Below are 21,522 nucleotides of genomic sequence, written 5' to 3' on the forward strand. Positions count from 1 at the left end.
CGAACTTTTTTGAATTTTTTGCGACGAAAGTTGGCGCGCTGCTTTTCTGTAGCCGACTGCCGCTGCGGCATGGGGACAACAAAGCCGGCTTTCGCAGTGGAGCCCTATTGCCGCCGTATTGCGGTTTGAAACCAAGGCCAATGAAGCAGGCGAAAGCGCCACCCGCGTAGGGCCTTCTATAAGAGACCAAACGGCGCCTCCCAGGCGCTTCCTATAAGAGACTAAAGACAAACCCATAGAGACAGACGTGTGATTGGGGATTTCGGCCGGAGCCAGGCGCTTCGTTGACTTCATCCGCCGTGACAGGCAAATGTCATGGCCACAACAAGAACGACAAGCCGTTCCGCCCGGGGAAGAAGCAGCCTTTCTGGATGCCAGACACGGAAAATGTCATAGCCGATCTCGGCAACGAGCCGCCGCTGATCGCGGACGGCCGCAGCGGCCCCCCCGACCGGCGCGAGGTTTCGGCGCGCTGGCTGTCGGGAACCTTCCTTACCGGCGTGACCTCGAGCGTACTGATGGGCGTGGCGCTGTTTGCAGCGCTTGACGGCCGCCAGCAGTTGGCGACCCCGCCAGAGATCGCCGAGCTGGTCAGCCTTGCCAGTGGCGACGATTCCGGTGAGCTCGCCAAGACGACCAGGCTGGTGGCGCTGCGCCAGATCGCCAAGGCCAAGGATCGCCGGCGCATGGAAGTGTCGATGGTGACCAAGGTTGGCGACCGCGATGTCATCCACACCATGCCTTTCGTGCAGATAAAGATGGCGCTTGCCGCCGGTCACACGACCAGCCGGGCCTATCCGCCTTTCGACCCGATGCAGGTGTTTGGCAATGGCGACGACAATGCCGCCCAGCCGGCAGCCGCCACCGCCAGCCAGATCTATGGCGCCAAGGTCGAAAGCGAGATGAGCCTGAAGACCGTCGATTTCCCGATCGAGACGGCGGCCTTCGACGAAAGGAGCGACCTTTCTGCCGACGAGGTGGAAAAGGTGGTGCGCGAGGCCGGCACCGATCTGAGCGACGGCGCTGTCCAGGTCGCGTCGCTGCACTATGTCGACCCGCAGCGATTCGGTGACGGCTTCGCCGAGAGCATGGCCGGCTCCTATGACGTCAAGATCGTCCCGGAAAACGTCTCGGTGTCGCCGCGTGCCGCCATCGACGACCAGGCGCCGGCTTTCGCCGAGGAAATCATCCCCTTCACCAAGGATCTCGACATTGCCGAGGCCTTCGCTGATTCGGGCTATACCGGCGAGGATGCCACCGGAATGGCCGAGGCGATCGCCAAATTGCTGAATGCCACGGCTCTCAAGGCAGGAACCGTGCTGCGCGTTGGGCTCGAGGTCCATGGCGACGCCGCCAAGATCGTTCGCACCAGCGTGTACGACAGGACCCAGCACATCGTCACCATCGCACTCGACGACCACGACCAATACGTGCCGGCGCAGGAGCCGGAGCCAAATCCCGAATTGTTGACGGCGTTCGACGATTCGCCTGCGCCCATAGTGCGCGGCAATCTGCCGAACGTCTATGACGGCATCTACCGCACCGCCTATTCCTACGGCATGTCCAAGGCGATGACGCAACGGCTGATCAAGTTGCTGGCATCCAGTGTCGACTTCCAGTCGCGCCTCAATCCCACGGACCGTATCGAGGTGCTGTTCTCGCAGCCCGATGGTGACGACCAGGCGTCCGACGAATCCGAGCTGCTTTACGTCTCCGCGACTTTCGGCGGCACGACGCGAAATTTCTACCGTTTCCAGATGCAGGGCGGCAGCACCGACTATTTCGACGAAAACGGCAGCAGCGCCGAGCAGTTCCTGCTGCGCAATCCCTTGCCCAATGGCCGATTTACATCCGGGTTCGGTGCGAGGCGCCACCCCATTTTGGGGTATGTGAAAATGCATACCGGCACCGACTGGGCAGCTCCCGTAGGATCGCCGATCATTGCCGCAGGCAATGGCGTCGTCGAAAAGGCCGGCTGGGCCGGTGGCTATGGCAAGCAGATCATCTTGCGTCACGCCAATGGCTACGAGACGTCCTACAATCACCAGAGCGCGTTTGCCAAAGGCATCGAGCCGGGTGTTCGCGTTCGCCAGGGTCAGGTTATCGGCTATCTCGGCTCAACCGGCCTCTCCACCGGTCCGCACCTTCATTACGAACTGATCGTCAACGGCACCAAGGTCGATTCGATGCGCGTCCGCCTGCCGGTTGGCAAGACGCTGAAGGGCGACGACCTCGTCGCCTTCAAGCGCGAGCGCGAACGCATCGACGACCTGCTCAAGCAGGAAGATAGCAATCAGTTGAAGGTCGCGAGCGCCAAGATCGAAGGCTGAGCCGACGTTTTTCGTGGTCAGCCCTGCTGATTCGCCGTGTCGCGCAACCATGGCAGCCGCTCGCCCGAAACCGTCGTCCAGGCGGTGATTGCCGAAAGCAGGCAAAGCAGCGCGGTCACCGCGGCAACGGCTGCGAATGCCGCGTCGCTGGCGGCAAGTCGTGCCGCATCGAGGCCGGGCGCCAGGCCGGCTGGCGGCGGTTCGCCGAAACCCGGGAGGCCGGTGCCGGCACCGGTGCTGAGCACGCCAGCATAAACCCAGGCCGCCAGCGATCCCATCGCCGCCACGGCGATCAGGCCGCCGATCCGCGAGACGGCGTTGTTGATGCCCGAGGCCGCACCCGTATCCTTGTCCTCGACCGCCGTCATGATGGCGGTCGACAGCGGCGATACCACCAGCGCCATGCCGAACCCCATCAGAGCCATCAGCGGGAATACCCCCAGCCAGAAACTGTGGATGCCCCAATAGGCCAGCAAGCCAAGTCCGGCAAAGGCAAGAGCCACAACCAGACTGCCGCTGGCGATCGGAAAGCGAGGCCCGATGCGGTCGGACCACTGGCCAACCGGTCCGGATAACAGTGCCATCAACGCCGACAGCGGCAGGAATATAAAGCCGACCTCGGCCGCGCTCAGCCCCCATCCGACGATCATGAGCATCGGCAGATAGAACAAATTGGCCGACAGGGCGAAATAAAGGAAGAAGGTCGCCACGTTGGCGCCCGCGAACGCGCCGATCCGAAACAGCGACAGATCGATCATCGGCTCGCGCCGCCGGCGCTCGAAGACGACGAACACGACGAGCAAAACCGCACCGGCGGCGATACTCGGGCCGGACATCAGCCCCTCCCCGTCACCACTCATCGAGGTCAGGCCGTAAGCGAGAGCTCCGAACGCCAATATGGCGAGTGCAGCGCCGCCGAGATCGAGGCTGCGCTTTTCCGCCGGCGCGTCGGCAGGGACCTTGGCCAGCAGAAGATAGATCGAGATAAGACCGAGCGGCAGATTGATGGCGAAGATCGCCCGCCAGATGCCGTTGCCGAACACCGACAGCACGAAGCCGCCCAGCACCGGGCCGAGCGCCGTCGTCAGTGCCGATGCCGCGGCCCAGATGCCGATCGCCCGGCCGCGTTCCTTTTTTGGATAGGCTTTGGCGATAATGGCCAGGCTGCCCGGCACCATGATGGCCGCTCCGATACCCTGGACAGCCCGAAATGCAATAAGCATCGCCGGGTTAGGCGCCAGCGCGCAGGCAAGCGAGGCGGCAATGAACAGGACGATGCCGGCGACGAAAGAGTGGCGCAGGCCGAAACGATCGCCGGCGGCGCCGCCGACGAGAATGAGGGCTGAAAGCGTCAATGCATAGGCGTTGGATATCCATTGCGCCTCGGCCAGGCTGGCGCCGAGATCGACGCGGATAGCCGGCGTCGCAATGGCCAGGACCGATCCATCGATAAAGCCGAGCGCGGAAGCCAGAATCGCGGCGATCAGCACGAACCGCCGCCGCGCCTGCGGGCAGAACGTATCGGCCGGAAGTGAGCCGGTCAGGGGAATGGCGCCAGTACCGACTTTGGTTGGCGTGTGCATGCTGCCTTACCTAGACCGCCGGCATGCCGCCGACAACCGGCCAGCAGGCTGTTCTCGTTGAAACCAGGCCGAACCTGGCCATACAGGCAGGAGAGAACGCCCGTCCGGGTGCAAACGGTGGATGCCGTGCTAGATTCCCGCAACGCTGCAACAAGGGGGAACTACCGCATGAAACGACCGCTCGAGCCCTCGGCGGAAGGACGCGGGCGCGTCGTCGGCATCACCGACGGCGTGTTCGCCATCGCGCTCACGTTGATCGTTCTCGAGATCAGGGTGCCGGCGCATGAAACGGTGCATTCCGAAAGCGAGTTGATCGCCGCGATCACAGCACTGGCGCCGCGCTTCCTGACCTATGCGCTCAGCTTCCTGACGCTGACCATCTTCTGGTTCGGCCAGCAGGCGCAACACGGGTTGATCGCAAAATCCGACCGGCGGCTTGCCACGCTGAACCTCTGCTTCCTCGGCTTCATCGCCTTGCTGCCGTTTTCGACCGATCTTTTGGCCGACTTCCTTGAATTCAGGACCGCGGTGCTCGTCTACTGGCTCAATCTTCTGATGCTGGGACTGACGCTGCTCGCCAGTTGGCGCTACGCGGACAAAAACGGATTTCTGGCCGACGGTGTCGACGCGGAGACCACCCGAACGGTCTATCTGCGCATCGTCAAGGCACAGATCCTGTGGGCGATCGGCGCGGCACTGTGCCTAGCCAGCCCTTTGCTCAGCGTCGGCTTCATCTTGGTGGTGCAGCTGACCTATGCCGCAGCGCTGCGCGCGCCACTGCTGCGCAAGGTCATCGGGTGATTCGAGCGAAGGCGTTGCGCTTCAGTCGACGAACTCCACTATAACGCCGGGCGTCACGATCTTGGCGAGCTCGCGCGCATCCCAATTGGTCAGCCGCACGCAGCCGTGGCTTTCGGTCTTGCCGATCTTGGACGGATCGGGCGTGCCGTGTATGCCGTAGGTCGGCTTGTCCAGTGCGATCCAGACCGAGCCGACCGGGCCGTTCGGCCCTGGCGGGATGGTCAGGATCCTGTCGTTTTCGCCCTGCTTGAAATTTATGTTCGGGTTGTAGGTGTAGTTCGGGTCCAATGCGACACGCGACACCGTATGCGTGCCGGACGGCGACGGCGTGTCCGACGAGCCGATAGTCGCCGGATAGGCTGCGACCAGCTTGCCCGCCGCGTCGTAGGCACGGACCTGCTTGTTGGCCTTGTCAGCGATGATGCGCGCCACCGGCGTCGCTACCAGCCTGCCGAAATTGGCAACCTTGATGATGGTGCCCGGACGATTGAAATTGGCGTCCGGATTGAGCTGCTTCAGATAGGTTTCATCCATATGGAAGCGCTCGGCCAGCGCTTCGGGCACCGACGTGTAGCCCATGCGGTCGAGCTGGGCCTTTTGGCTGTAGTCCTCCGGTATCGAGGCAACATAAGGGCCGGCCGCATCCTCGGGCGTGATCGTATAGGAGGCGAAGGCATCGCCGCCGGATTGCGCCAGGGCCGCCTGGATACCGATCGCGTCGGTCGATTTCAGATTGCTGCCGGTGATCTCGTTATAGGCGGCGAGCGCCTTGTCGACATTCGAGCCGAAGCGTCCGTCGATGACACCGGGCGACGCACCGGCGCGGTCGAGCAGCACCTGCAGCGCCGCCACGTCCTGGCGGGCGCCGAGCGAAAGCGACGGGTCGACCGCCGTCTTGCCGCCAGTGCTTGGCGGCAACGCCGCATGCTCGTTCGGCACCGTCGGCTCGACCGGCTCGATCGAGGCCTCGTTGAGCGGCTGGCGCTCGATGTTGCGTGGCCTCACCGGCTGCGCTGCCTCCGGATAATCATTGCCGTAGCCGTCATCCCGCGGCGCTTCGGGGAAGGCTTCCATCGAATTGTCGCTATAGGGGTCGTACTCGTCGGCCGGCGGCACGATGATCCTGCCTTCGTCTTCCAACTGCCTGCGGCGGAACCGGGCCGTGTCCTCAGGGTCGTCGAGATAATAGGGATCGTCCTCCTCGACCGGTCCGAGGTTGCGCAAGCGCTCGCGGCGCAAAACACGGCGGTCGAGCCTGGTCTGCGGCGGCTGGATGGCGATGACCTTGCCGGTTTCCGCATCGACGATGACGCGGTTTCCCCTGGCGTCGTAATAGATGTCGAGATTGCCGTCCTGGGCGACAAGAATGCCGCCGTCATTGGCAGCACGAACCACCCGCGGCGCGGTATCGGCCATCGGCGAGGCCATCGCATTCGACGCCAGCAGCCCGGCAGCAAACGCTGAAAGGGTGAGGATGGTGCGCAACATGGTGGCCAAGATTCTCCGGTCCGTAAATGCAGCCGTCGGCGTTGTCCCCTCGGAGCGCCGCGCGTCCTTTCGGACGCGAAAGGTCGCTCTAACACCTAAATCTCCGCGTCGTGCCATGCGAAAATCGAATCCGATCTTCGGGCCGATGCGGCAGGTGAACCCCTTCGACGGCAAATCAGTTGTCAACCATAAGGTTCCAATATGAACCGGGCATGAAGATGGCGGATTTCTGACCGATTAACCGGCAGCGAATCCCAATTCCTTGCGCGCCTGCTTCGTCAGCTTCAGCACGACGAGACGGTGGCTTTCGCGCAAATAATCCTTCAGCGCCTCATCATCCATGCTTTCGCTTGTCCGGCGCTGGATCCATTTCATGCCGCGCGAGGCGAGATACGGCGCCGGCCGAAGGCCCGGCTGTTCCCTCAGCACGTCATAAGCGATCTCGGAGCATTTGAAGGTGACGAACGGCTCCTTGCCTTCACTCCAGCCGCCGATCGCAAACACCTTGCCGCCGACTTTCCAGACATGCGCGCCACCCCACTGCACGACATGGGTCGTCGAAGGCAGCGAGGCGCAGAAACTGTTGTAGTCGTCCAAAGTCATCTGCGCCCCGCCAGTGGTGTTAGACCATGGGCCGAAGGTCGGCGTAGCAAAAAGCGGATGCCGGTTTTTCGGACAAGATCATGGTCGAAATTGAAGATAGGAATTCCATCCCGATTCGATCGGGATGGAACAGGCTCTTGGCTTGAACTCAGGCGGCCGCCTCGGTTGCCACGACTGCGGGCTTCGAGCGGAAGTTCAAGCGGTCGGATCCGGCGGTGACTTTGACGGTCGAGCCGTCGAGGATCTCGCCGAGCAGTATCTTTTCCGCCAGCGGATCCTGCAATTCCTTCTGCATCACCCGCTTCAGCGGCCGCGCGCCATAGGCCGGGTCGTAACCCTTGGCCGCCAGCCAGTCGATCGCCTCCTGATCGAGCGAAAGCGATATCTTGCGGTCGACAAGCAGGTTTTCCAGCCGCTTGAGCTGGATTTGGACGATCTGGCCCATATCCTGGCGGCGCAGCCGGTGGAACAGGATGACCTCGTCGATACGGTTGAGGAATTCCGGCCGGAACGAAGCCCTGACGACATTCATCACCTCGTCGCGCACGACGTCGACATCCTGGTCCTCGCCTAGATTGACCAGATATTCGGCGCCGAGATTGGACGTCATGATGATCAGCGTATTGCGGAAGTCGACCGTGCGGCCCTGCCCGTCCGTCAGCCGGCCGTCGTCGAGCACCTGCAGCAGCACGTTGAACACGTCCGGATGCGCCTTCTCGATCTCGTCGAACAGCACGACCTGATAGGGCCGGCGCCGCACCGCTTCGGTCAGCGCGCCGCCTTCCTCATAGCCGACATAGCCGGGAGGCGCGCCGATCAGCCGGGCGACCGAGTGCTTCTCCATGAACTCCGACATGTCGATACGCACCATCGCGCTCTCGTCATCGAACAGGAAGCTGGCCAGCGCCTTGGTCAGTTCGGTCTTGCCGACGCCCGTCGGCCCGAGGAACATGAACGAGCCGAGCGGCCGGTTCGGGTCCTGCAGGCCGGCGCGCGCACGGCGTACCGCCTTCGACACTGCCTGCACGGCCTCGCCCTGGCCGACGACGCGCTTGCCGATCTCATCTTCCATGCGCAACAGCTTGTCGCGCTCGCCTTCCAGCATCTTGTCGACCGGGATCCCCGTCCAGCGCGAGACGATATGGGCGACGTGATCGGGGCCGACCACTTCTTCGACCATGCCGGCCTTGCCATCCCTGGCTTCGGCCTGCTTCAGCTGCTTTTCGAGTTCCGGGATCTTGCCGTAGGCAAGTTCGCCGGCGCGCTGGAATTCACCCTGGCGCTGGGCGATGGCAAGTTCATTGCGCGCCTCGTCGAGCTGTTTCTTGAGGTCGGCGGCAAGCCCGAGCTTCTGCTTCTCGGCCTGCCATTTCGAGGTCAGCTCGGTCGATTCCTCCTCGAGGTTCGAGAGTTCCTTCTCGAGCCGGGCGAGCCGGTCCTTCGAGGCGTCGTCCTTCTCGACCTTGAGCGCCTCGCGCTCGATCTTGAGCTGCATGATGCGGCGATCTATCTCGTCCAGCGCCTCGGGCTTCGAATCGACCTGCATGCGGAGCCGCGACGCGGCCTCGTCGACCAGGTCGATCGCCTTGTCCGGCAGGAAGCGGTCAGCGATGTAGCGGTTGGATAGGGTTGCGGCCGCGACCAGCGCCGAATCCGAGATGCGCACCTTGTGGTGCTGCTCGTATTTCTCTTTCAGGCCGCGCAGGATCGAAACGGTGTCTTCGACCGTTGGCTCATTGACGAAGACCGGCTGGAAGCGGCGGGCAAGGGCCGCATCCTTCTCGACGTGCTTGCGGTATTCGTCGAGCGTAGTGGCGCCGACGCAGTGCAGTTCGCCGCGGGCCAGCGCCGGCTTCAGCAGGTTCGACGCATCCATGGCGCCATCCGCCTTGCCGGCGCCGACCAGCGTGTGCATCTCGTCGATGAACAGGATGATGCCGCCGGCGGCGGACGTGACCTCGGAAAGCACCGCCTTCAGCCGCTCCTCGAACTCGCCGCGGTATTTGGCGCCGGCGATCAGCGAGCCCATGTCGAGCGCCATCAGCTGCTTGTCCTTGAGCGATTCCGGCACATCGCCATTGACGATGCGCAGCGCCAGCCCTTCGGCGATCGCCGTCTTGCCGACGCCGGGTTCGCCGATCAGCACCGGGTTGTTCTTGGTGCGGCGCGACAGCACCTGGATCGTGCGGCGGATCTCGTCGTCACGGCCGATGACCGGATCGAGCTTGCCCGCGCGAGCGTCCGCCGTCAGGTCGCGCGCGTATTTCTTCAGCGCGTCGTAGCCCTGCTCGGCGCTCGCCGAATCGGCGGTACGACCTTTGCGTACGTCGTTGATGACCTGGTTCAGCTTCTGCGGCGTGACACCGGCCTTGGCCAGGATGTCGGCCGTCTTGGCCGATTTTTCCATGGCGAGCGCCTGCAACAGCCGTTCGACGGTGACGAAGCTGTCACCGGCCTTCTTGGCCAGTTCCTCGGCGGTCGAAAACACCTTTGCCAGCGGCTGCGCCAGATAGAGCTGGCCATTGCCGCCCTCGACCTTGGGCATTGCCTCCAGTGCCGTTTCGACGCCGAGCTTGACGTCCCGGACATTGCCGCCGGCGCGCTCGATCAGCGACGCAGCCAGGCCCTCGTCGTCATCGACGAGGACCTTGAGGATATGCTCGGGGGTGAATTGCTGGTGATTGCGGGAAAGCGCCATGGTTTGCGCGGACTGGATAAAGCCGCGCACGCGCTCGGAATACTTTTCAAGATTCATGCCTGTCTCCTTCCGTCACCGGCCCGCTTCGCGGCACCGGATCAGATTGCGGTGACGGACCCGCCCGTTCGAGCCGGATCCTGTTCACGCAAGATATGGGACGCAAACCACGGACCCTCAAGACGCCTCGACACTGGCGAATAGATAATATTGCGAGCGCGCAAAACAAAAACGGCGGAGATTTCTCTCCGCCGTCCATACATGTCCCGCAAAAGTGCGCAGCGAACGTTTTTTCGATCAATTCTCGACGTCTGCGATCACAGCTTGACCGCCGGGGCTTTCAGCCGGCGCTGCATCGACATTGCCAGCGTCGGTATTGCCAGTCCCGGTATTGCCAGTCTCGGCATTGCCAGTCCCGGCATTGCTTGTCTCGGCACTGCTTGTCTCGGCACTCTCAGGGCCGGCGTTGTCGTTGCCGCCATTTGCCTGTTCGACATCGAGGCGCGGGCGACGCGGACGCCTGGGGCGGCGGGCCGGGCTGCTTTCGGCAGCGGCTTCGTTGAGCTCGGCCTGGGCGGCGAGACCCGCCGGCGAAAGGTTGTCGAATTGCTGTGCGGGTTCACCCACAAAGATCGGCTCAGCTGCCCGCACGGGCTCCGCCTGCGCCGGAACCTCGTCGCGCCGTGGCTGTTCGACGCGCTGGCCACCCTGCTGCTCGCCGCGCGAGCTATACTCGCCACGCTGGCCGTTCTGGCCGTAACCGCCATTGGGGCGACGGTCGCGGTGGCGTCCGCCATTATTGTCGCGGCCGTCTCGGTTATCGCGGCCGCCGCGATTGTCACGGCTGTTTTCCTGGTTCAGCGCCAGCTCGGCCGGCGTGCCATCGATGACCGGCTGCGGGCCGGCCCCCTGATTGACCGTCGAGCCCGATGTCTCGTTGGCATTGTTGTTGCCGGCATTGTCGAACTCGTCGCGATCCTCGTCGCCATCATCGTCGAAATCATTGCGAATCTGCTGGGCGTTCTGGATCGGCATCTGCGCCTGAGCGGCTGCGATGATGCGGTTGTAGTGTTCTGCATGCTGGAGATAGTTCTCCGCCATCACCCGGTCGCCGGAGCTGTGCGCGTCACGGGCTAGGGTTGCGTACTTCTCGGCAATCTGCTGAGCCGATCCGCGGATCTTCACGTCCGGGCCGTTGCTCTCATAGTTGCGCGTCAGGGGATTCGGCCCCTTACGGTTGTTGTTGTTATTGTTATTGCCGCCGCCGCCATTGTTGTTGCGACCGCGCATGCGCCTGTTTTGCTGTTGTGGCCTCATTAGACTCTCTTCACTTTGAAATTTTCGAAAAACTCTTCACGAACGGAGGCGCTCATGCGGCCAGCCGTTTCGTTCTTTCACCGGCGTTCGCCCGCATCAATTGCGTTGGCGCCACGTGCCATCCTGTTCCGGTTACTTCACTTGCCGGACGATTCCCGCACGAAGCTTGGGCGTCGTTTGCGCAAGAAGGCAGCTATTTCCAAGGAAAACCGAATCGCTAAGAGCACTGCCTGCTTCGTCTCATCCGGTTAAGGCGACCCTAGCCGCATTCCCCGGTATTGCCAAGCGCTTTTTTCGCACTGCATCACGGCTTCCACCGTTCGAACACAAGAACTCTGTTGTTTCCGCCGAGATCACGAAACACCCCGACAGAACTGTACCCGGCCGCGGAAAATATCTCCGTAACCTGTTGGTGCTGCGTATGGCCGATCTCGACCGCAATCCTGCCTTGGACTTCCAAATACGCTGCCGCTCCTGCGGCGATCTTCCTGTAGGGGCTCAGACCGTCCACACCACCATCCAGGGCCTGGCGTGGATCGAAACCGCGGACCTCGTCCTGCAGATTTCCAATGTCGTCTGAGGGTATATAGGGAGGGTTTGCGGCAATTACATGGTACCGGCCAGAAACTTTTTCAAACCAGTCGGATTTGAGCGCCGTGAACCGGCCGGCGAGCCCCAATTGCCTGGCATTGCGCGTGGCGGTGGCCAGCGCCTCTTGCGAAATGTCGACGCCGGTGGCGGTCGCGGCCGGAACCGCGCTGAGCAACGCCAGCGCGATGGCACCGGTGCCGGTCCCGAGATCGAGGATGCGGCAACCGCCTTCGCGTGCCGCCATTGCCTTGACGAAAGGCAGCACCGCCTCGACCAGCGTTTCGGTATCCGGTCGCGGCTCCAGCGTTTGCGGCGAAAGCGAAAGGCGCAAGCCGTAGAATTCGCGGTAACCGAGGATGCGGTGCACCGGTTCGCCGGCGACGCGCCGCCGCAAGGCGGCATCGATTGCCGCCGTCACGTCCGCATCGACCGCGCACCCAGGATCGGCGATGGCCTGCGTGCGGTTCGTGCCGGAAAAATGCTCGACGATCAGCCTGGAATCGAGCGCCGGATCCGCAATCCCGGCTGCGGCGAGCCGGTTTCGCGCTTCCCGCAGCAGCGGCGCCAGAGTGGCGGGCAGGCTGTCAGCCATCGATGCCTATATCGGCGAGCAGCTTCGACTGGTGATCGGCTATCAGCGCGTCGATGATCTCGTCGAGTTCGCCCATCATCACCCGGTCGAGCTTGTAGAGCGTCAGGTTGATGCGATGATCGGTGACGCGACCCTGCGGAAAATTATAGGTGCGGATGCGTTCCGAGCGGTCGCCCGAGCCAACCTGCGACTTGCGCGATTCTGAACGTTCCTCGTCCGCTTTGCTGCGTTCGAGGTCGTAAAGCCTGGCGCGCAGGATCTGCATGGCCTTCGCCCGGTTCTGGTGCTGCGATTTTTCCGCCTGCACCACCATGATGCCGGTCGGCAGATGGGTGATGCGCACGGCCGAATCGGTGGTGTTCACGTGCTGGCCGCCGGAACCCGAGGCGCGCATCGTGTCGATGCGGATGTCTTCGGCCCGGATGTCGATGTCGACCTCTTCGGCTTCCGGCAGCACCGCGACCGTCGCCGCCGAAGTGTGGATGCGCCCGCCCGCCTCGGTCGTCGGCACGCGCTGCACCCGGTGCACGCCGGATTCGAACTTCAGATGGGCAAAGACGCCCTTGCCCGAAACGGTGGCGATGATTTCCTTGTAGCCGCCGACCTCGCCTTCGCTGGCCGACACCGTCTCGAAACGCCAGCCATGCGCCGCTGCATAGCGCTCGTACATGCGAAACAGGTCGCCGGCAAAAAGCGCCGCCTCGTCACCGCCGGTGCCGGCGCGGATTTCGAGGATGGCGTTCTTGTCGTCTGCGGCATCCTTGGGCAACAGCAGGATCTGGATGTCCTTTTGCAGCACCTCGATTTGATGCTTGACCTCCGGCAGGTCGGCCTCGGCCAAGGCGCGCATCTCGGCGTCAGTGCCCTTGTCGGCGAGCATCGCCTCCAGATCGGCCTGTTCGCGCTCGGCGGCGCGCAGTGCCCTGATCTTTGCCACCATCTCCTGGATGTCGGCATATTCGGAGGCCATCCTGACATAGGCGTCCGGCGCCGGCCCGGCCGACATCTGCGCTTCGAGCATGTCGAAACGCTTGACGACTTGATCCATACGGTCGCGGGGCAGGTTGATCATGGCGAAGTCTATAGCGGTATAGAGCGGTCGTCGGCAAAGGCTTGCAGCAGCGCCCGCATCGGCAGGCCATGCGCCGGCGCCATCACATTGTCGTCGAAGAACGCTTCCAGCTCGCTGAGCGGCAGTTCCGTCAGCATCGCCTTGACCGGGCCGATCGATGCCGGCGACATCGAGATCGAGCGGTAGCCAAGGCCGATCAGCGCCATCGCCGAAATCGGCTTGCCGGCAAGTTCGCCGCACAGGGTCACCGGCGTATTGTTGCGAACCCCGGCGTCGGCAATCTGCTTCAGGACGCGCAGGAACGGCGTCGAGAGCGGGTCGAAGCGGTCGGACAATTGGGTGTTGCCGCGATCCACCGCCATGACGAACTGGAACAGGTCGTTCGAGCCGACCGAGACGAAATCGACCGCCTTCATCAGTTCGTCGAGCTGGAACAGCAGCGACGGCACCTCCAGCATCGCCCCGAGTTTGAGGCTGGTCGGCAAATGATGGGCAAAGCGCGACAGATGCCGCACCTCGCGATCGATGATCTCGCGCGCCTGCGCGATCTCGCCGAGTTCCGTCACCATCGGCAGCATCAGCTTCAGTTCGCGTCCGCCGCACGCCTTGAGCAGCGCGCGGATCTGGGTACGCAGCAATCCGGGCCGGTCGAGGGTCAGGCGGATGGCGCGCCAGCCGAGTGCCGGGTTCTCTTCCTGAATCGAGCCCTTGAAATAGGGCAGCACCTTGTCGCCGCCGATATCGATGGTGCGGAACGTCACCGGCTTGCCGCGCGCCGCTTCGAGCACGTCACGATAAAGCCGCTCCTGGGCTTCGGCGCGCGGAAAAGTCGAGGCGACCATGAATTGCAGCTCGGTGCGGAACAGACCGATGCCGGCCGCGCCTGCTTCGGCCAGTTGCGGCAAATCCACCGCCAGCCCGGCATTCATCAGAAGATCGACCTGGACACCGTCCTTGGTCACCGACGGCTTCTTGCGCAGCTCGCGGTAGACCTCCTGCCGCCGCGCCCTGAAGCGCACTTTCTCGGCATAGGCCGCCTCGAGGTCGGGCTGCGGGCGCAGATGGATCGTGCCTTCCTCGCCGTCGACGATGATGGCATCGCCGTTTTCCGCCATGGAAACCGCGCCCTTCATCTGGCCGGCGACGGGTATGCCCATGGCTCGCGCCACAATGACGACATGGCTGGTCGCGGCGCCGTCTTCCAGCACCAGCCCGCGCAGCTTGTCCCTGGGATAATCGAGCAGCTCGGCAGCCCCCATCGAGCGGGCGACGATGATGGCGTCCTTGGGCAGCGAGGCTGCGACGTCCTCCGGTCCGCGCCCCATCAGCTGCCGCAGCAGCCGATTGGCGAGATCGTCGAAATCGCTCATCCGTTCGCGCAGATACGGATCGGTCATGTGCAGCATGCGCGCACGCATGTCGCTCTGCACCTTCTCGACCGCCGCTTCTGCCGTCAGGCCGTTGCGGATCGCCTCCTCGAGCCGGCGCACCCAGCCGCGGTCGTTGGCGAACATGCGATAGGCTTCGAGCACCTGGCGATGCTCGCCCTCGAAGGCGACATCGCGGCGCTCCAGCATGTCGTCGATGGACAGCCTGAGCGAGCCGAGCGACGCGTCGAGCCGCCTGACCTCTTCCTCGCTGTCCTCGTTGAACAGGTTGGTGACGACGATACGCGGCTCGTGCAACACCACATGGCCGAGCCCGACGCCTTCATTGAAGGACAGGCCGGTAAAGCTTACCGGGCGGCGCAGATCGAGCTCGAGGCCGGGCCTTGTCAGCCGCTCCAGATCGCCGGTGGCGATCATCTCGGCGATCACCATCGCCGTCGTTTCCAGCGCCTCGACCTCGTCGTCGCGGTAATGGCGCATGGTCTTGTTCTGCACGACCAGAACGCCGAGCGTCCGCCCTGCCCGCAGCACCGGCACGCCGAGGAAGGAATTGTATATCTCTTCCCCTGTCTCCGGCAGGTAGGCGAAGGCAGGATGCTCCTGCGCGTTGGAGAGGTTGAGCGGCCGCGCCGAGGCCGCGATCGTGCCGACCAGGCCTTGGCCCAGCCTGAGCTGCGCCAGGTGGACGGCGTTCGGGTTCAGGCCTTCGGTGGCGTAGAGTTCGAGCACCGAATCGGCGCGCAGAACATAGAGCGAGCAGACCTCGGCAACCATGTTGGAGGCGATGTCGCGCACGATTCGGTCAAGCCGCTCCTGCGGCTCCAGCGGCTCTTGCATGAGCTCGCGGAGCCGTTTCAGCAAAACGCGCGGGCCGCTGGCCGAATCACGCATCGCGGCTTCTTCTCCAATAGCGTTTCAACCGGCGCAGGTTGCCCTGCACAGCGGCACAAACGCAACAACTCAATTAGAGCGCCATCGTCCAACTGGACGCATAAAGACCGCTCCAAGCCTTTCGATCCGCCGCATCCCGCCTTCCGAAAATCGACTCCGATTTTCGAGCCGATGCAGTCTGCTACTGCTTATCCAGACCGTACACGGAATGCAAAGTGCGAACTGCTAGTTCCGTATAGGGACCGTCGATCAGGATCGAAATCTTGATTTCGGACGTTGTGATGGCGCGGATGTTGATCGCGCGGTCGGCCAGCGCCTTGAAGGCCGTGGCAGCGACGCCGGCATGGCTGCGCATGCCGATGCCGATGACCGAGACCTTCGACATGCCGGCTTCCGACTGCACCACATCGTAGCCGATCGTCGCCTTCAGCCGTTCGAGCACGGCGAGCGCCTTGTCGACGTCGCCGGATGGCACGGTAAAAGTCATGTCAGTGAACTTGCCGTCCTCGGAAATGTTCTGGACGATCATATCGACATTGATGTTGGCCTCGGCCAGCGGCCCGAAAATGCCGGCGGCGACGCCCGGCCGGTCGCCGACGCGGCGCAGCGAAATCTGCGCTTCGTCCTTGGCATAGGCAATTCCGGTGACGACCTGCTGTTCCACGATCTCTTCCTCGTCGCAAATAAGCGTTCCCGGCGGATTGAGCAAATCCCCCATTCCGGGTGCATCGGGATCGTCGAAGGACGACCGCACAAAGGTACGCACCCTGTGCACCATGGCAAGCTCGACCGAGCGCACCTGCAGGACCTTGGCCCCGAGCGAGGCCATTTCGAGCATTTCCTCGAAGGAAATCTTGGCCAGCCGCCGGGCCTTCGGCTCGATGCGCGGATCGGTCGTGTAGACCCCATCGACATCGGTGTAGATATCGCAGCGGTCGGCCTTGACCGCCGCCGCGATGGCGACTGCGCTGGTATCGGAACCGCCGCGGCCGAGCGTTGCGATCCGGTTGTCCGGCCCGATGCCCTGGAAACCGGCGACCACCGCCACCTGGCCTTCGCCGAAGCGCTTGATCAGGAATCCGCCGTCGATATCGAGAATGCGCGCCGCGCCATGCGCGTTATCGGTCTTGATCGGAATCTGCCAGCCTTGCCAGGAACGGGCATGCACGCCGATGTTCTGCAGCGCGATCGCCAGCAAGCCGGCCGTAACCTGTTCGCCGGAAGCGACTACGGCGTCGTATTCGCGCGCATCGTGCATTGGCGAGGCCTCGCGCGTCCATTGCACGAGCTCGTTGGTCTTGCCGGCCATCGCCGAGACCACCACTGCGACCTCATGCCCGGCATCGACCTCGCGTTTGACATGGCGCGCCACATTGCGGATGCGGGCGATGTCGGCGACGGACGTTCCGCCGAATTTCATCACGATGCGCGCCATGGAAGCGAAATGCCTTTGACTGGATGCCGGACCGAAGGCCGAAAAGTGGAAAAATGCGCCAAGCTGTGGCGAGGCGCTCAATGCGCGGCCTCCTTAGCCAAATGACAGTCGTTTCGCAAGGCGTGCCGCCGCTGGCGGCCGGGCGACACACCAGCGCAGCATCGTGCCTGCCCTGCGTCTTGCCAATATGGTGCGCGCTTCAGCCCAGCTGTGCCGTGGCTCTCCACAGGCGCGGATAGTCGAGGACGAAACCGATCGGCGAGACCTCCAGCATCTCATTGTAGCCGAACATCGGGGCTTCGTAGGCGTAATGTGCCGCATCGACGCGCTGATAGATCTGCTCGAGGCGAACGAGCCTGAGTTCGGGAAATGTCAGATAGGCTGCCGGCGCGGGCGTCGCCATACCGACATCGAGGGCAAAACGGCGAAGCGCCAAAAGGTTTGTGGCGGGCGTGAAGCCGAGATCGACATCGATGAGACCGTCGACTTCCGCTTGATGCTCGCCGTTCAGCGTCCATTGGCGCTCGGTCAGCCGGTCGATCCTGTAATACAGCTGTTGCGTGCCGACAAAGCCGTCGGCACGCGCCGACCGCGTGTGCCAGTCGGCGTCGCAGTCAACCTCGTAGGCGACGCTGCACGGTCTGCCGTCCTGGACGAAAAGCGCGTGTCCCCTGAGTTTCCACCCGGAACTCGCTTCCGACAGAAGACAAGCGTCGTGGCCTTCCTGGTCAAGCCGGCGCCAAAGAATGGAAGCAACCGCTCGCATCATTGCGCACTCCTCCGAACCCGATGTCTCTGCTTCGTTCGCCAGAGCATTGGCGTTTCCTTCCGGCACACCATCAACTGACACGTGCTGACACAAATGCAGTCGGCAAAAGGCGGCGCCGGCAGGCATCGCGCGCATCGCGCAGCCGGCGGTGAATTTCGCGCCTTGACATTCGGAGCCTCGCGCCCGACTTCCTAGCGTCCGAGGAGACCACGCCATGCCAGAGCCCCGACGATCGACGATCGATGCCGGAGAGGTGGAACGCTTTTCCGCCCTTGCCGCCGAATGGTGGAACCCGAACGGCAAGTTCCGCCCGTTGCACAAGTTCAACCCGATCCGGCTTGCCTATATCCGCGACCAGGTGGCAGCCCGCTTCGGCCGCGATCCGCGTGCGGCACGGCCGTTCGAAGGCCTGCGCTTCCTTGACATCGGCTGCGGCGGCGGGCTTTTGTGCGAACCGATGGCGCGGCTTGGCGCCGAAGTGGTCGGCGCCGATGCCTCCGCCACCAACATCGAAGTGGCCAAGCTGCATGCGGCGGAAGTCGGCGTGAGCGTGGATTATCGCGCCACGACCGCGGAAGACCTGGCCGACGCCGGCGAAAAATTCGACGTCATCCTCAACATGGAAGTGGTCGAGCATGTCGCCGATGTCGACCTGTTCCTGGCGAAATGCGGCGAGATGGTCAAGCCCGGCGGCATCATGTTCGTCGCCACCATCAACCGCACGCTGAAGGCCCTGGGCCTGGCCATCATCGGCGCCGAATATGTGCTGCGCTGGCTGCCCCGCGGCACCCACCAGTTCGGCAAGCTGGTGCGCCCCGAGGAACTGGAAAAGGCGCTTGCAGGTGCTGGCCTGACCGTCATCGACCGCACCGGCGTCACCTACAACCCGCTCGCCGACCGCTGGCAGCGCTCGAAGGACATGGACGTCAACTACATGGTGCTGGCGGAGAAGGCATCCGTCTGAAACTTACGCCTCCTGGCCCCTAGGCCTTCTGGCTTTGCGCCCTGGTGGTGATGAACACGCCGGCGGTGATGATGACGGCACCGCCCCAGGTCAGCAGTTGATAGCGCTCGCCGAGGAAGAGGGTCCCGGCAAACAGCCCGACCGCCGCCGCGACATAGCCGATCTGGCTGAGATAGACCGGGCCGCCGACCGCTTGCAGGCGGAAGAAGAAGGCGAACATCGCCGAGGCTGATGCCACCTGTGCCGCTGCGACCAGCGGCACCCCGCCGAGCGAGCCGAATGCATTGCCTTCCAGCAGCACCAGAATGCCGGCAAACAGCATCAAGGCTGCTGCCAGATGGCTGCCGACGGCAAGCTCGATCGGGCCGGTGCCTTCGGGCCAGTCGACGGTACGGTAGATGTTGCCGGCGGCGAGGCTGACCGGAATGAGCAGGCCCATCGCCACCCAGAAAAATTCGGCCGGCTGGCCCGCTTCGCCGCGCGTCACCGCCACCATGACTGCGCCGACGAAACCGACGGCGATGCCGACGACGCCCAGCGTGGTCGGGCGCCTGACTCGGAGCAGCATCGAGAACACCAGCGTGACGACCGGCGACAGCGTGAACATGATGCCGCTATAGCCGGCGCCCAGATGCGGAATCGCTGAAAACATCAGCAGATTGGGGATTGCGTAGGAGACGGCCGCGGTGACGAAGAAATAGCGCAGCCTGTGCAGCGTAAGCCGCATGCGCTGCCCGTTGAGCAGCAATGCGCACAAAAGCACGCCGCCGGCGCCAAGCGAGATGACGAAGGCCCAGACCATGGCGGGCACGCCGGCCGTCGTCGCGATCTTGCCGAACGGCAGCGTCAGGCCGAGCAGTCCGCCGGTGACGACCAGAAGGCCAAGCGCCGAGTCCCAGAGAAATTTCATCGCACTATCCCGTCGCCCGTTCGCGGCCCTTGGCCTACACCACAAGCTGAGGTAAGATAATATAAAGATTCTTCACGTCAAGATACATAACGGTGAGAGACATGGATCGCGCGGCAAAAGCGATCGAGCAATGGAAAAAGGAACGGCCGGATCTCGATGTCTCGCCGATGGCCGTGCTTGGACGGTTGAACGAGGCCGCCTCGTTGATCGCACGAGAGCGGCTGGCGCCGCTGTTTGCAAGTTACGGGCTGCAATCCGGAGAATTCGACGTGCTGGCGACGCTGCGTCGTTCCGGGCCGCCCTATGCGCTGACGCCGACGGCTCTGTACGAGGCGACGATGGTGACGTCGGGCGCGATGACCAACCGCCTCGATCGGCTCGAGAAATCCGGCCTGATCAAGCGCGGGCCGCACCCCGACGATCGCCGCGGGATTATTGTGCAGCTGACCGGGAAGGGCCTCGCTCTGATCGATGAGGCGGTGACCGCTCACGTCGCCAACGAGCACCAGATACTTTCTGGGTTAGCACGCCCGGAGCAGACCATGCTGGCACGCCTGCTCGAAAAACTGATCGCGAGCTTGAGCTAACCGAACCGGCCAAGGGCCGGGCCGAGGGGATGGAAAAAACTCAAATCCTGGTCGCAGAGCCTCGTTTGGGCCGGCGAACAGCTCTGATCTTGCCGCTGTTTCCGCCACCGCAGAAAAACTGGTCGCCGCCATCGGATTCGAGCCCCGACACGCCTGTTCCCGGCGGCATATCGAGCTTCTCCAGAACCTTTCCCGTTTCAGGATCGATCCGCCGGACATCGCTCTCCTCGCCCTCCCAAGTCCCATGCCACAGCTCGCCGTCGACCCAGCTGACGCCGGTGACGACGCGGTTGGAAACGATGGTGCGAAGGATTGCCCCTGTCTCGGGATCGACCTGATGAATCTTTCGGCCCCGATGCTGCCCGACCCAGAGCGTTCCTTCGGCCCAGGCGAGCCCGGAATCACCGCCATTGCCAGGCGCCGGGATCGACGCCAGCACCTGGCCATTCTTTGGATCGATCTTCTGGATGCGATCCTCGGCGATTTGATAGAGGTGCTGGCCGTCGAAGGCCGTTCCGGCGTGTGCCGCGACCTCGATCGAGCGCACCACTTCGCCGCTTGCCGGATCGAAGGCGTTCAATCTGTCGCCTGAGGCAAACCAGACATGCTCACCGTCGAAGGTAACGCCGTCTACGTGGTCGACACCCGGAAAGGGTCCGTATTCACGGATGATTTCGGCAGAGGATCGTTCCATAATTCCATCCTAGTAGCCCGGCAGTGGACCGGGGAGTAACAAGATTGTCGGGAAACCCGGCAGCGGCGGGGTCATCCAGCGACGCGCCCGTCCGCGGCCGAACGACTGCACCTTGCCGGCCTGGGCGAGCTGCTCGAGCGCCCGCTGCACGGTACGCGAACTGGCTCCAAGCGCAATCGCCAGGGCCGAACTCGACCAAGACTCGCCGTCAGCGAGGAAGGCGAGCACGGCGGCATGCTCTTCTTCGACGGGCGGCGCCAGCACGACGACCTCACCTGCGCGGCGCGGCGCCAGCGCAAACCCCCGCTTCGTCGCGCTCACATCGGCCAAGCTACGAAGCTCCGCGCGAAGCCGCCCGACTTCGACCCGTAACCGTGCGCGATGTGATTCGTCCGCGTCCTTTCCGCGGAAAGCGCGCGCGATAAGCGTCGATCTTGCCACGTCCCCCGGCCAGGCTTCGGCCAGCGCGCGGGCCAGCGCGAACAGCACCGGGCGGGTCGCCAGCGAGACGACCGTATCTGCTACCCGCACCACATTGCGGCATGCATCCACCACGAGCGCCCCCGACGCCAGAAGCGCTTCGACTTCATCGAGCAGGAGGGGCCGTTCCTCACCACGGGCGATAAGGCGTGCCGCCGGCGTGTCCAGCACCACCGATGCGCTCTCCACCTCCGCGATCAGCGCGGGGATGCCCGCCGCGCGCGCCGCGGGCGGCCCCCGGCCCCGGGGGGGGGCCGGGCGGCCGGGGCCCACGCCGGCGCGTGGAGGTGACGCGGCCCACCGCGCGTCGGGGGGCGCCCCGAGCGGCGGGG

General features: G+C 63.7%; 17 protein-coding genes. 4 read left to right on the forward strand and 13 right to left on the reverse strand.

The window, feature by feature from the left end; genetic code table 11:
* The first annotated feature begins 371 nt into the window (after positions 1-371).
* Positions 372-2,330 carry a M23 family metallopeptidase gene (locus NKH98_RS05885; protein WP_352897115.1) on the forward strand — a complete coding sequence of 653 codons (1,959 nt, stop codon included), beginning with the start codon at positions 372-374 and terminating at the stop codon, positions 2,328-2,330.
* Positions 2,331-2,347: 17 nt separating this feature from the next.
* Here NKH98_RS05885 and NKH98_RS05890 read toward each other — a convergent pair whose 3' ends face one another.
* Positions 2,348-3,913, reverse strand: coding sequence for an MFS transporter (locus NKH98_RS05890; RefSeq protein WP_352897117.1), 1,566 nt, complete (start codon positions 3,911-3,913; stop codon positions 2,348-2,350).
* A gap of 168 nt (positions 3,914-4,081) precedes the next feature.
* Between NKH98_RS05890 and NKH98_RS05895 the strand changes: the two genes are divergently transcribed.
* Complete coding sequence (locus tag NKH98_RS05895) at positions 4,082-4,714, forward strand: TMEM175 family protein (RefSeq protein WP_352506681.1); 633 nt, start codon at positions 4,082-4,084, stop codon at positions 4,712-4,714.
* A 21-nt stretch (positions 4,715-4,735) separates the two neighbouring features.
* Here NKH98_RS05895 and NKH98_RS05900 read toward each other — a convergent pair whose 3' ends face one another.
* From NKH98_RS05900 to NKH98_RS05940, 9 genes are all read right to left on the reverse strand, one after another.
* Complete coding sequence (locus NKH98_RS05900; protein ID WP_352650681.1) at positions 4,736-6,202, reverse strand: L,D-transpeptidase family protein; 1,467 nt, start codon at positions 6,200-6,202, stop codon at positions 4,736-4,738.
* 237 nt (positions 6,203-6,439) lie between these two features.
* Complete coding sequence (locus tag NKH98_RS05905) at positions 6,440-6,805, reverse strand: MmcQ/YjbR family DNA-binding protein (protein ID WP_352476322.1); 366 nt, start codon at positions 6,803-6,805, stop codon at positions 6,440-6,442.
* A 148-nt stretch (positions 6,806-6,953) separates the two neighbouring features.
* Positions 6,954-9,560, reverse strand: coding sequence for an ATP-dependent chaperone ClpB (gene clpB / locus NKH98_RS05910; protein WP_254816714.1), 2,607 nt, complete (start codon positions 9,558-9,560; stop codon positions 6,954-6,956).
* 237 nt (positions 9,561-9,797) lie between these two features.
* Positions 9,798-10,790, reverse strand: a complete 993-nt coding sequence (locus NKH98_RS05915; RefSeq protein ID WP_352897119.1) for a DUF4167 domain-containing protein — start codon at positions 10,788-10,790, stop codon at positions 9,798-9,800.
* Between the two features lie 331 nt (positions 10,791-11,121).
* Positions 11,122-12,000, reverse strand: a complete 879-nt coding sequence (prmC, locus tag NKH98_RS05920; RefSeq protein WP_254816712.1) for a peptide chain release factor N(5)-glutamine methyltransferase — start codon at positions 11,998-12,000, stop codon at positions 11,122-11,124.
* Positions 11,993-13,072 (reverse strand): peptide chain release factor 1, encoded by a 1,080-nt coding sequence (gene prfA, locus NKH98_RS05925; RefSeq protein ID WP_254816711.1) that lies wholly within the window; start codon positions 13,070-13,072, stop codon positions 11,993-11,995. The genes prmC and prfA overlap by 8 nt, the downstream gene beginning before the upstream one ends.
* A gap of 8 nt (positions 13,073-13,080) precedes the next feature.
* Positions 13,081-15,351 (reverse strand): phosphoenolpyruvate--protein phosphotransferase, encoded by a 2,271-nt coding sequence (gene ptsP / locus NKH98_RS05930; protein WP_352897122.1) that lies wholly within the window; start codon positions 15,349-15,351, stop codon positions 13,081-13,083.
* Positions 15,352-15,532: 181 nt separating this feature from the next.
* On the reverse strand, positions 15,533-16,786 hold the full coding sequence (locus tag NKH98_RS05935; RefSeq protein WP_352456701.1) for an aspartate kinase: 1,254 nt from the start codon (positions 16,784-16,786) through the stop codon (positions 15,533-15,535).
* Between the two features lie 199 nt (positions 16,787-16,985).
* Positions 16,986-17,555 (reverse strand): putative glycolipid-binding domain-containing protein, encoded by a 570-nt coding sequence (locus NKH98_RS05940; protein ID WP_352650674.1) that lies wholly within the window; start codon positions 17,553-17,555, stop codon positions 16,986-16,988.
* A gap of 214 nt (positions 17,556-17,769) precedes the next feature.
* Here NKH98_RS05940 and ubiG point away from each other — a divergent pair, with 214 nt between their 5' ends.
* Positions 17,770-18,519 carry a bifunctional 2-polyprenyl-6-hydroxyphenol methylase/3-demethylubiquinol 3-O-methyltransferase UbiG gene (gene ubiG, locus NKH98_RS05945; protein WP_254816707.1) on the forward strand — a complete coding sequence of 250 codons (750 nt, stop codon included), beginning with the start codon at positions 17,770-17,772 and terminating at the stop codon, positions 18,517-18,519.
* Positions 18,520-18,538: 19 nt separating this feature from the next.
* On the opposite strand, the gene NKH98_RS05950 is transcribed toward ubiG, so the two are convergent.
* Positions 18,539-19,429: a DMT family transporter gene (locus NKH98_RS05950; protein WP_352650672.1), complete on the reverse strand. Its 891-nt coding sequence runs from the start codon at positions 19,427-19,429 to the stop codon at positions 18,539-18,541.
* A 101-nt stretch (positions 19,430-19,530) separates the two neighbouring features.
* Between NKH98_RS05950 and NKH98_RS05955 the strand changes: the two genes are divergently transcribed.
* Positions 19,531-20,016 (forward strand): MarR family winged helix-turn-helix transcriptional regulator, encoded by a 486-nt coding sequence (locus NKH98_RS05955; RefSeq protein WP_352476316.1) that lies wholly within the window; start codon positions 19,531-19,533, stop codon positions 20,014-20,016.
* A gap of 40 nt (positions 20,017-20,056) precedes the next feature.
* On the opposite strand, the gene NKH98_RS05960 is transcribed toward NKH98_RS05955, so the two are convergent.
* Positions 20,057-20,710: a Vgb family protein gene (locus NKH98_RS05960; protein WP_352897123.1), complete on the reverse strand. Its 654-nt coding sequence runs from the start codon at positions 20,708-20,710 to the stop codon at positions 20,057-20,059.
* Positions 20,711-20,719: 9 nt separating this feature from the next.
* The coding region (locus tag NKH98_RS05965; RefSeq protein ID WP_352897124.1) for a winged helix-turn-helix domain-containing protein at positions 20,720-21,522 on the reverse strand (803 nt) is incomplete at its 5' end.

It is taken from the genome of Mesorhizobium sp. M0833 (assembly GCF_040319905.1).
Classification (GTDB): domain Bacteria; phylum Pseudomonadota; class Alphaproteobacteria; order Rhizobiales; family Rhizobiaceae; genus Mesorhizobium.

Coding starts and splice junctions, on each gene's coding strand:
- ubiG (WP_254816707.1), top strand. CDS start 17,770: ATGCCAGAGCCCCGACGATCGACGATCGATGCCGGAGAGGTGGAACGC.
- NKH98_RS05950 (WP_352650672.1), bottom strand. CDS start 19,429: ATGAAATTTCTCTGGGACTCGGCGCTTGGCCTTCTGGTCGTCACCGGC.
- NKH98_RS05890 (WP_352897117.1), bottom strand. CDS start 3,913: ATGCACACGCCAACCAAAGTCGGTACTGGCGCCATTCCCCTGACCGGC.
- prfA (WP_254816711.1), bottom strand. CDS start 13,072: ATGATCAACCTGCCCCGCGACCGTATGGATCAAGTCGTCAAGCGTTTC.
- NKH98_RS05935 (WP_352456701.1), bottom strand. CDS start 16,786: ATGGCGCGCATCGTGATGAAATTCGGCGGAACGTCCGTCGCCGACATC.
- clpB (WP_254816714.1), bottom strand. CDS start 9,560: ATGAATCTTGAAAAGTATTCCGAGCGCGTGCGCGGCTTTATCCAGTCC.
- NKH98_RS05895 (WP_352506681.1), top strand. CDS start 4,082: ATGAAACGACCGCTCGAGCCCTCGGCGGAAGGACGCGGGCGCGTCGTC.
- NKH98_RS05885 (WP_352897115.1), top strand. CDS start 372: ATGCCAGACACGGAAAATGTCATAGCCGATCTCGGCAACGAGCCGCCG.
- NKH98_RS05960 (WP_352897123.1), bottom strand. CDS start 20,710: ATGGAACGATCCTCTGCCGAAATCATCCGTGAATACGGACCCTTTCCG.
- NKH98_RS05905 (WP_352476322.1), bottom strand. CDS start 6,805: ATGACTTTGGACGACTACAACAGTTTCTGCGCCTCGCTGCCTTCGACG.
- NKH98_RS05940 (WP_352650674.1), bottom strand. CDS start 17,555: ATGATGCGAGCGGTTGCTTCCATTCTTTGGCGCCGGCTTGACCAGGAA.
- prmC (WP_254816712.1), bottom strand. CDS start 12,000: ATGGCTGACAGCCTGCCCGCCACTCTGGCGCCGCTGCTGCGGGAAGCG.
- NKH98_RS05955 (WP_352476316.1), top strand. CDS start 19,531: ATGGATCGCGCGGCAAAAGCGATCGAGCAATGGAAAAAGGAACGGCCG.
- NKH98_RS05900 (WP_352650681.1), bottom strand. CDS start 6,202: ATGTTGCGCACCATCCTCACCCTTTCAGCGTTTGCTGCCGGGCTGCTG.
- ptsP (WP_352897122.1), bottom strand. CDS start 15,351: ATGCGTGATTCGGCCAGCGGCCCGCGCGTTTTGCTGAAACGGCTCCGC.
- NKH98_RS05915 (WP_352897119.1), bottom strand. CDS start 10,790: ATGCGCGGTCGCAACAACAATGGCGGCGGCGGCAATAACAATAACAAC.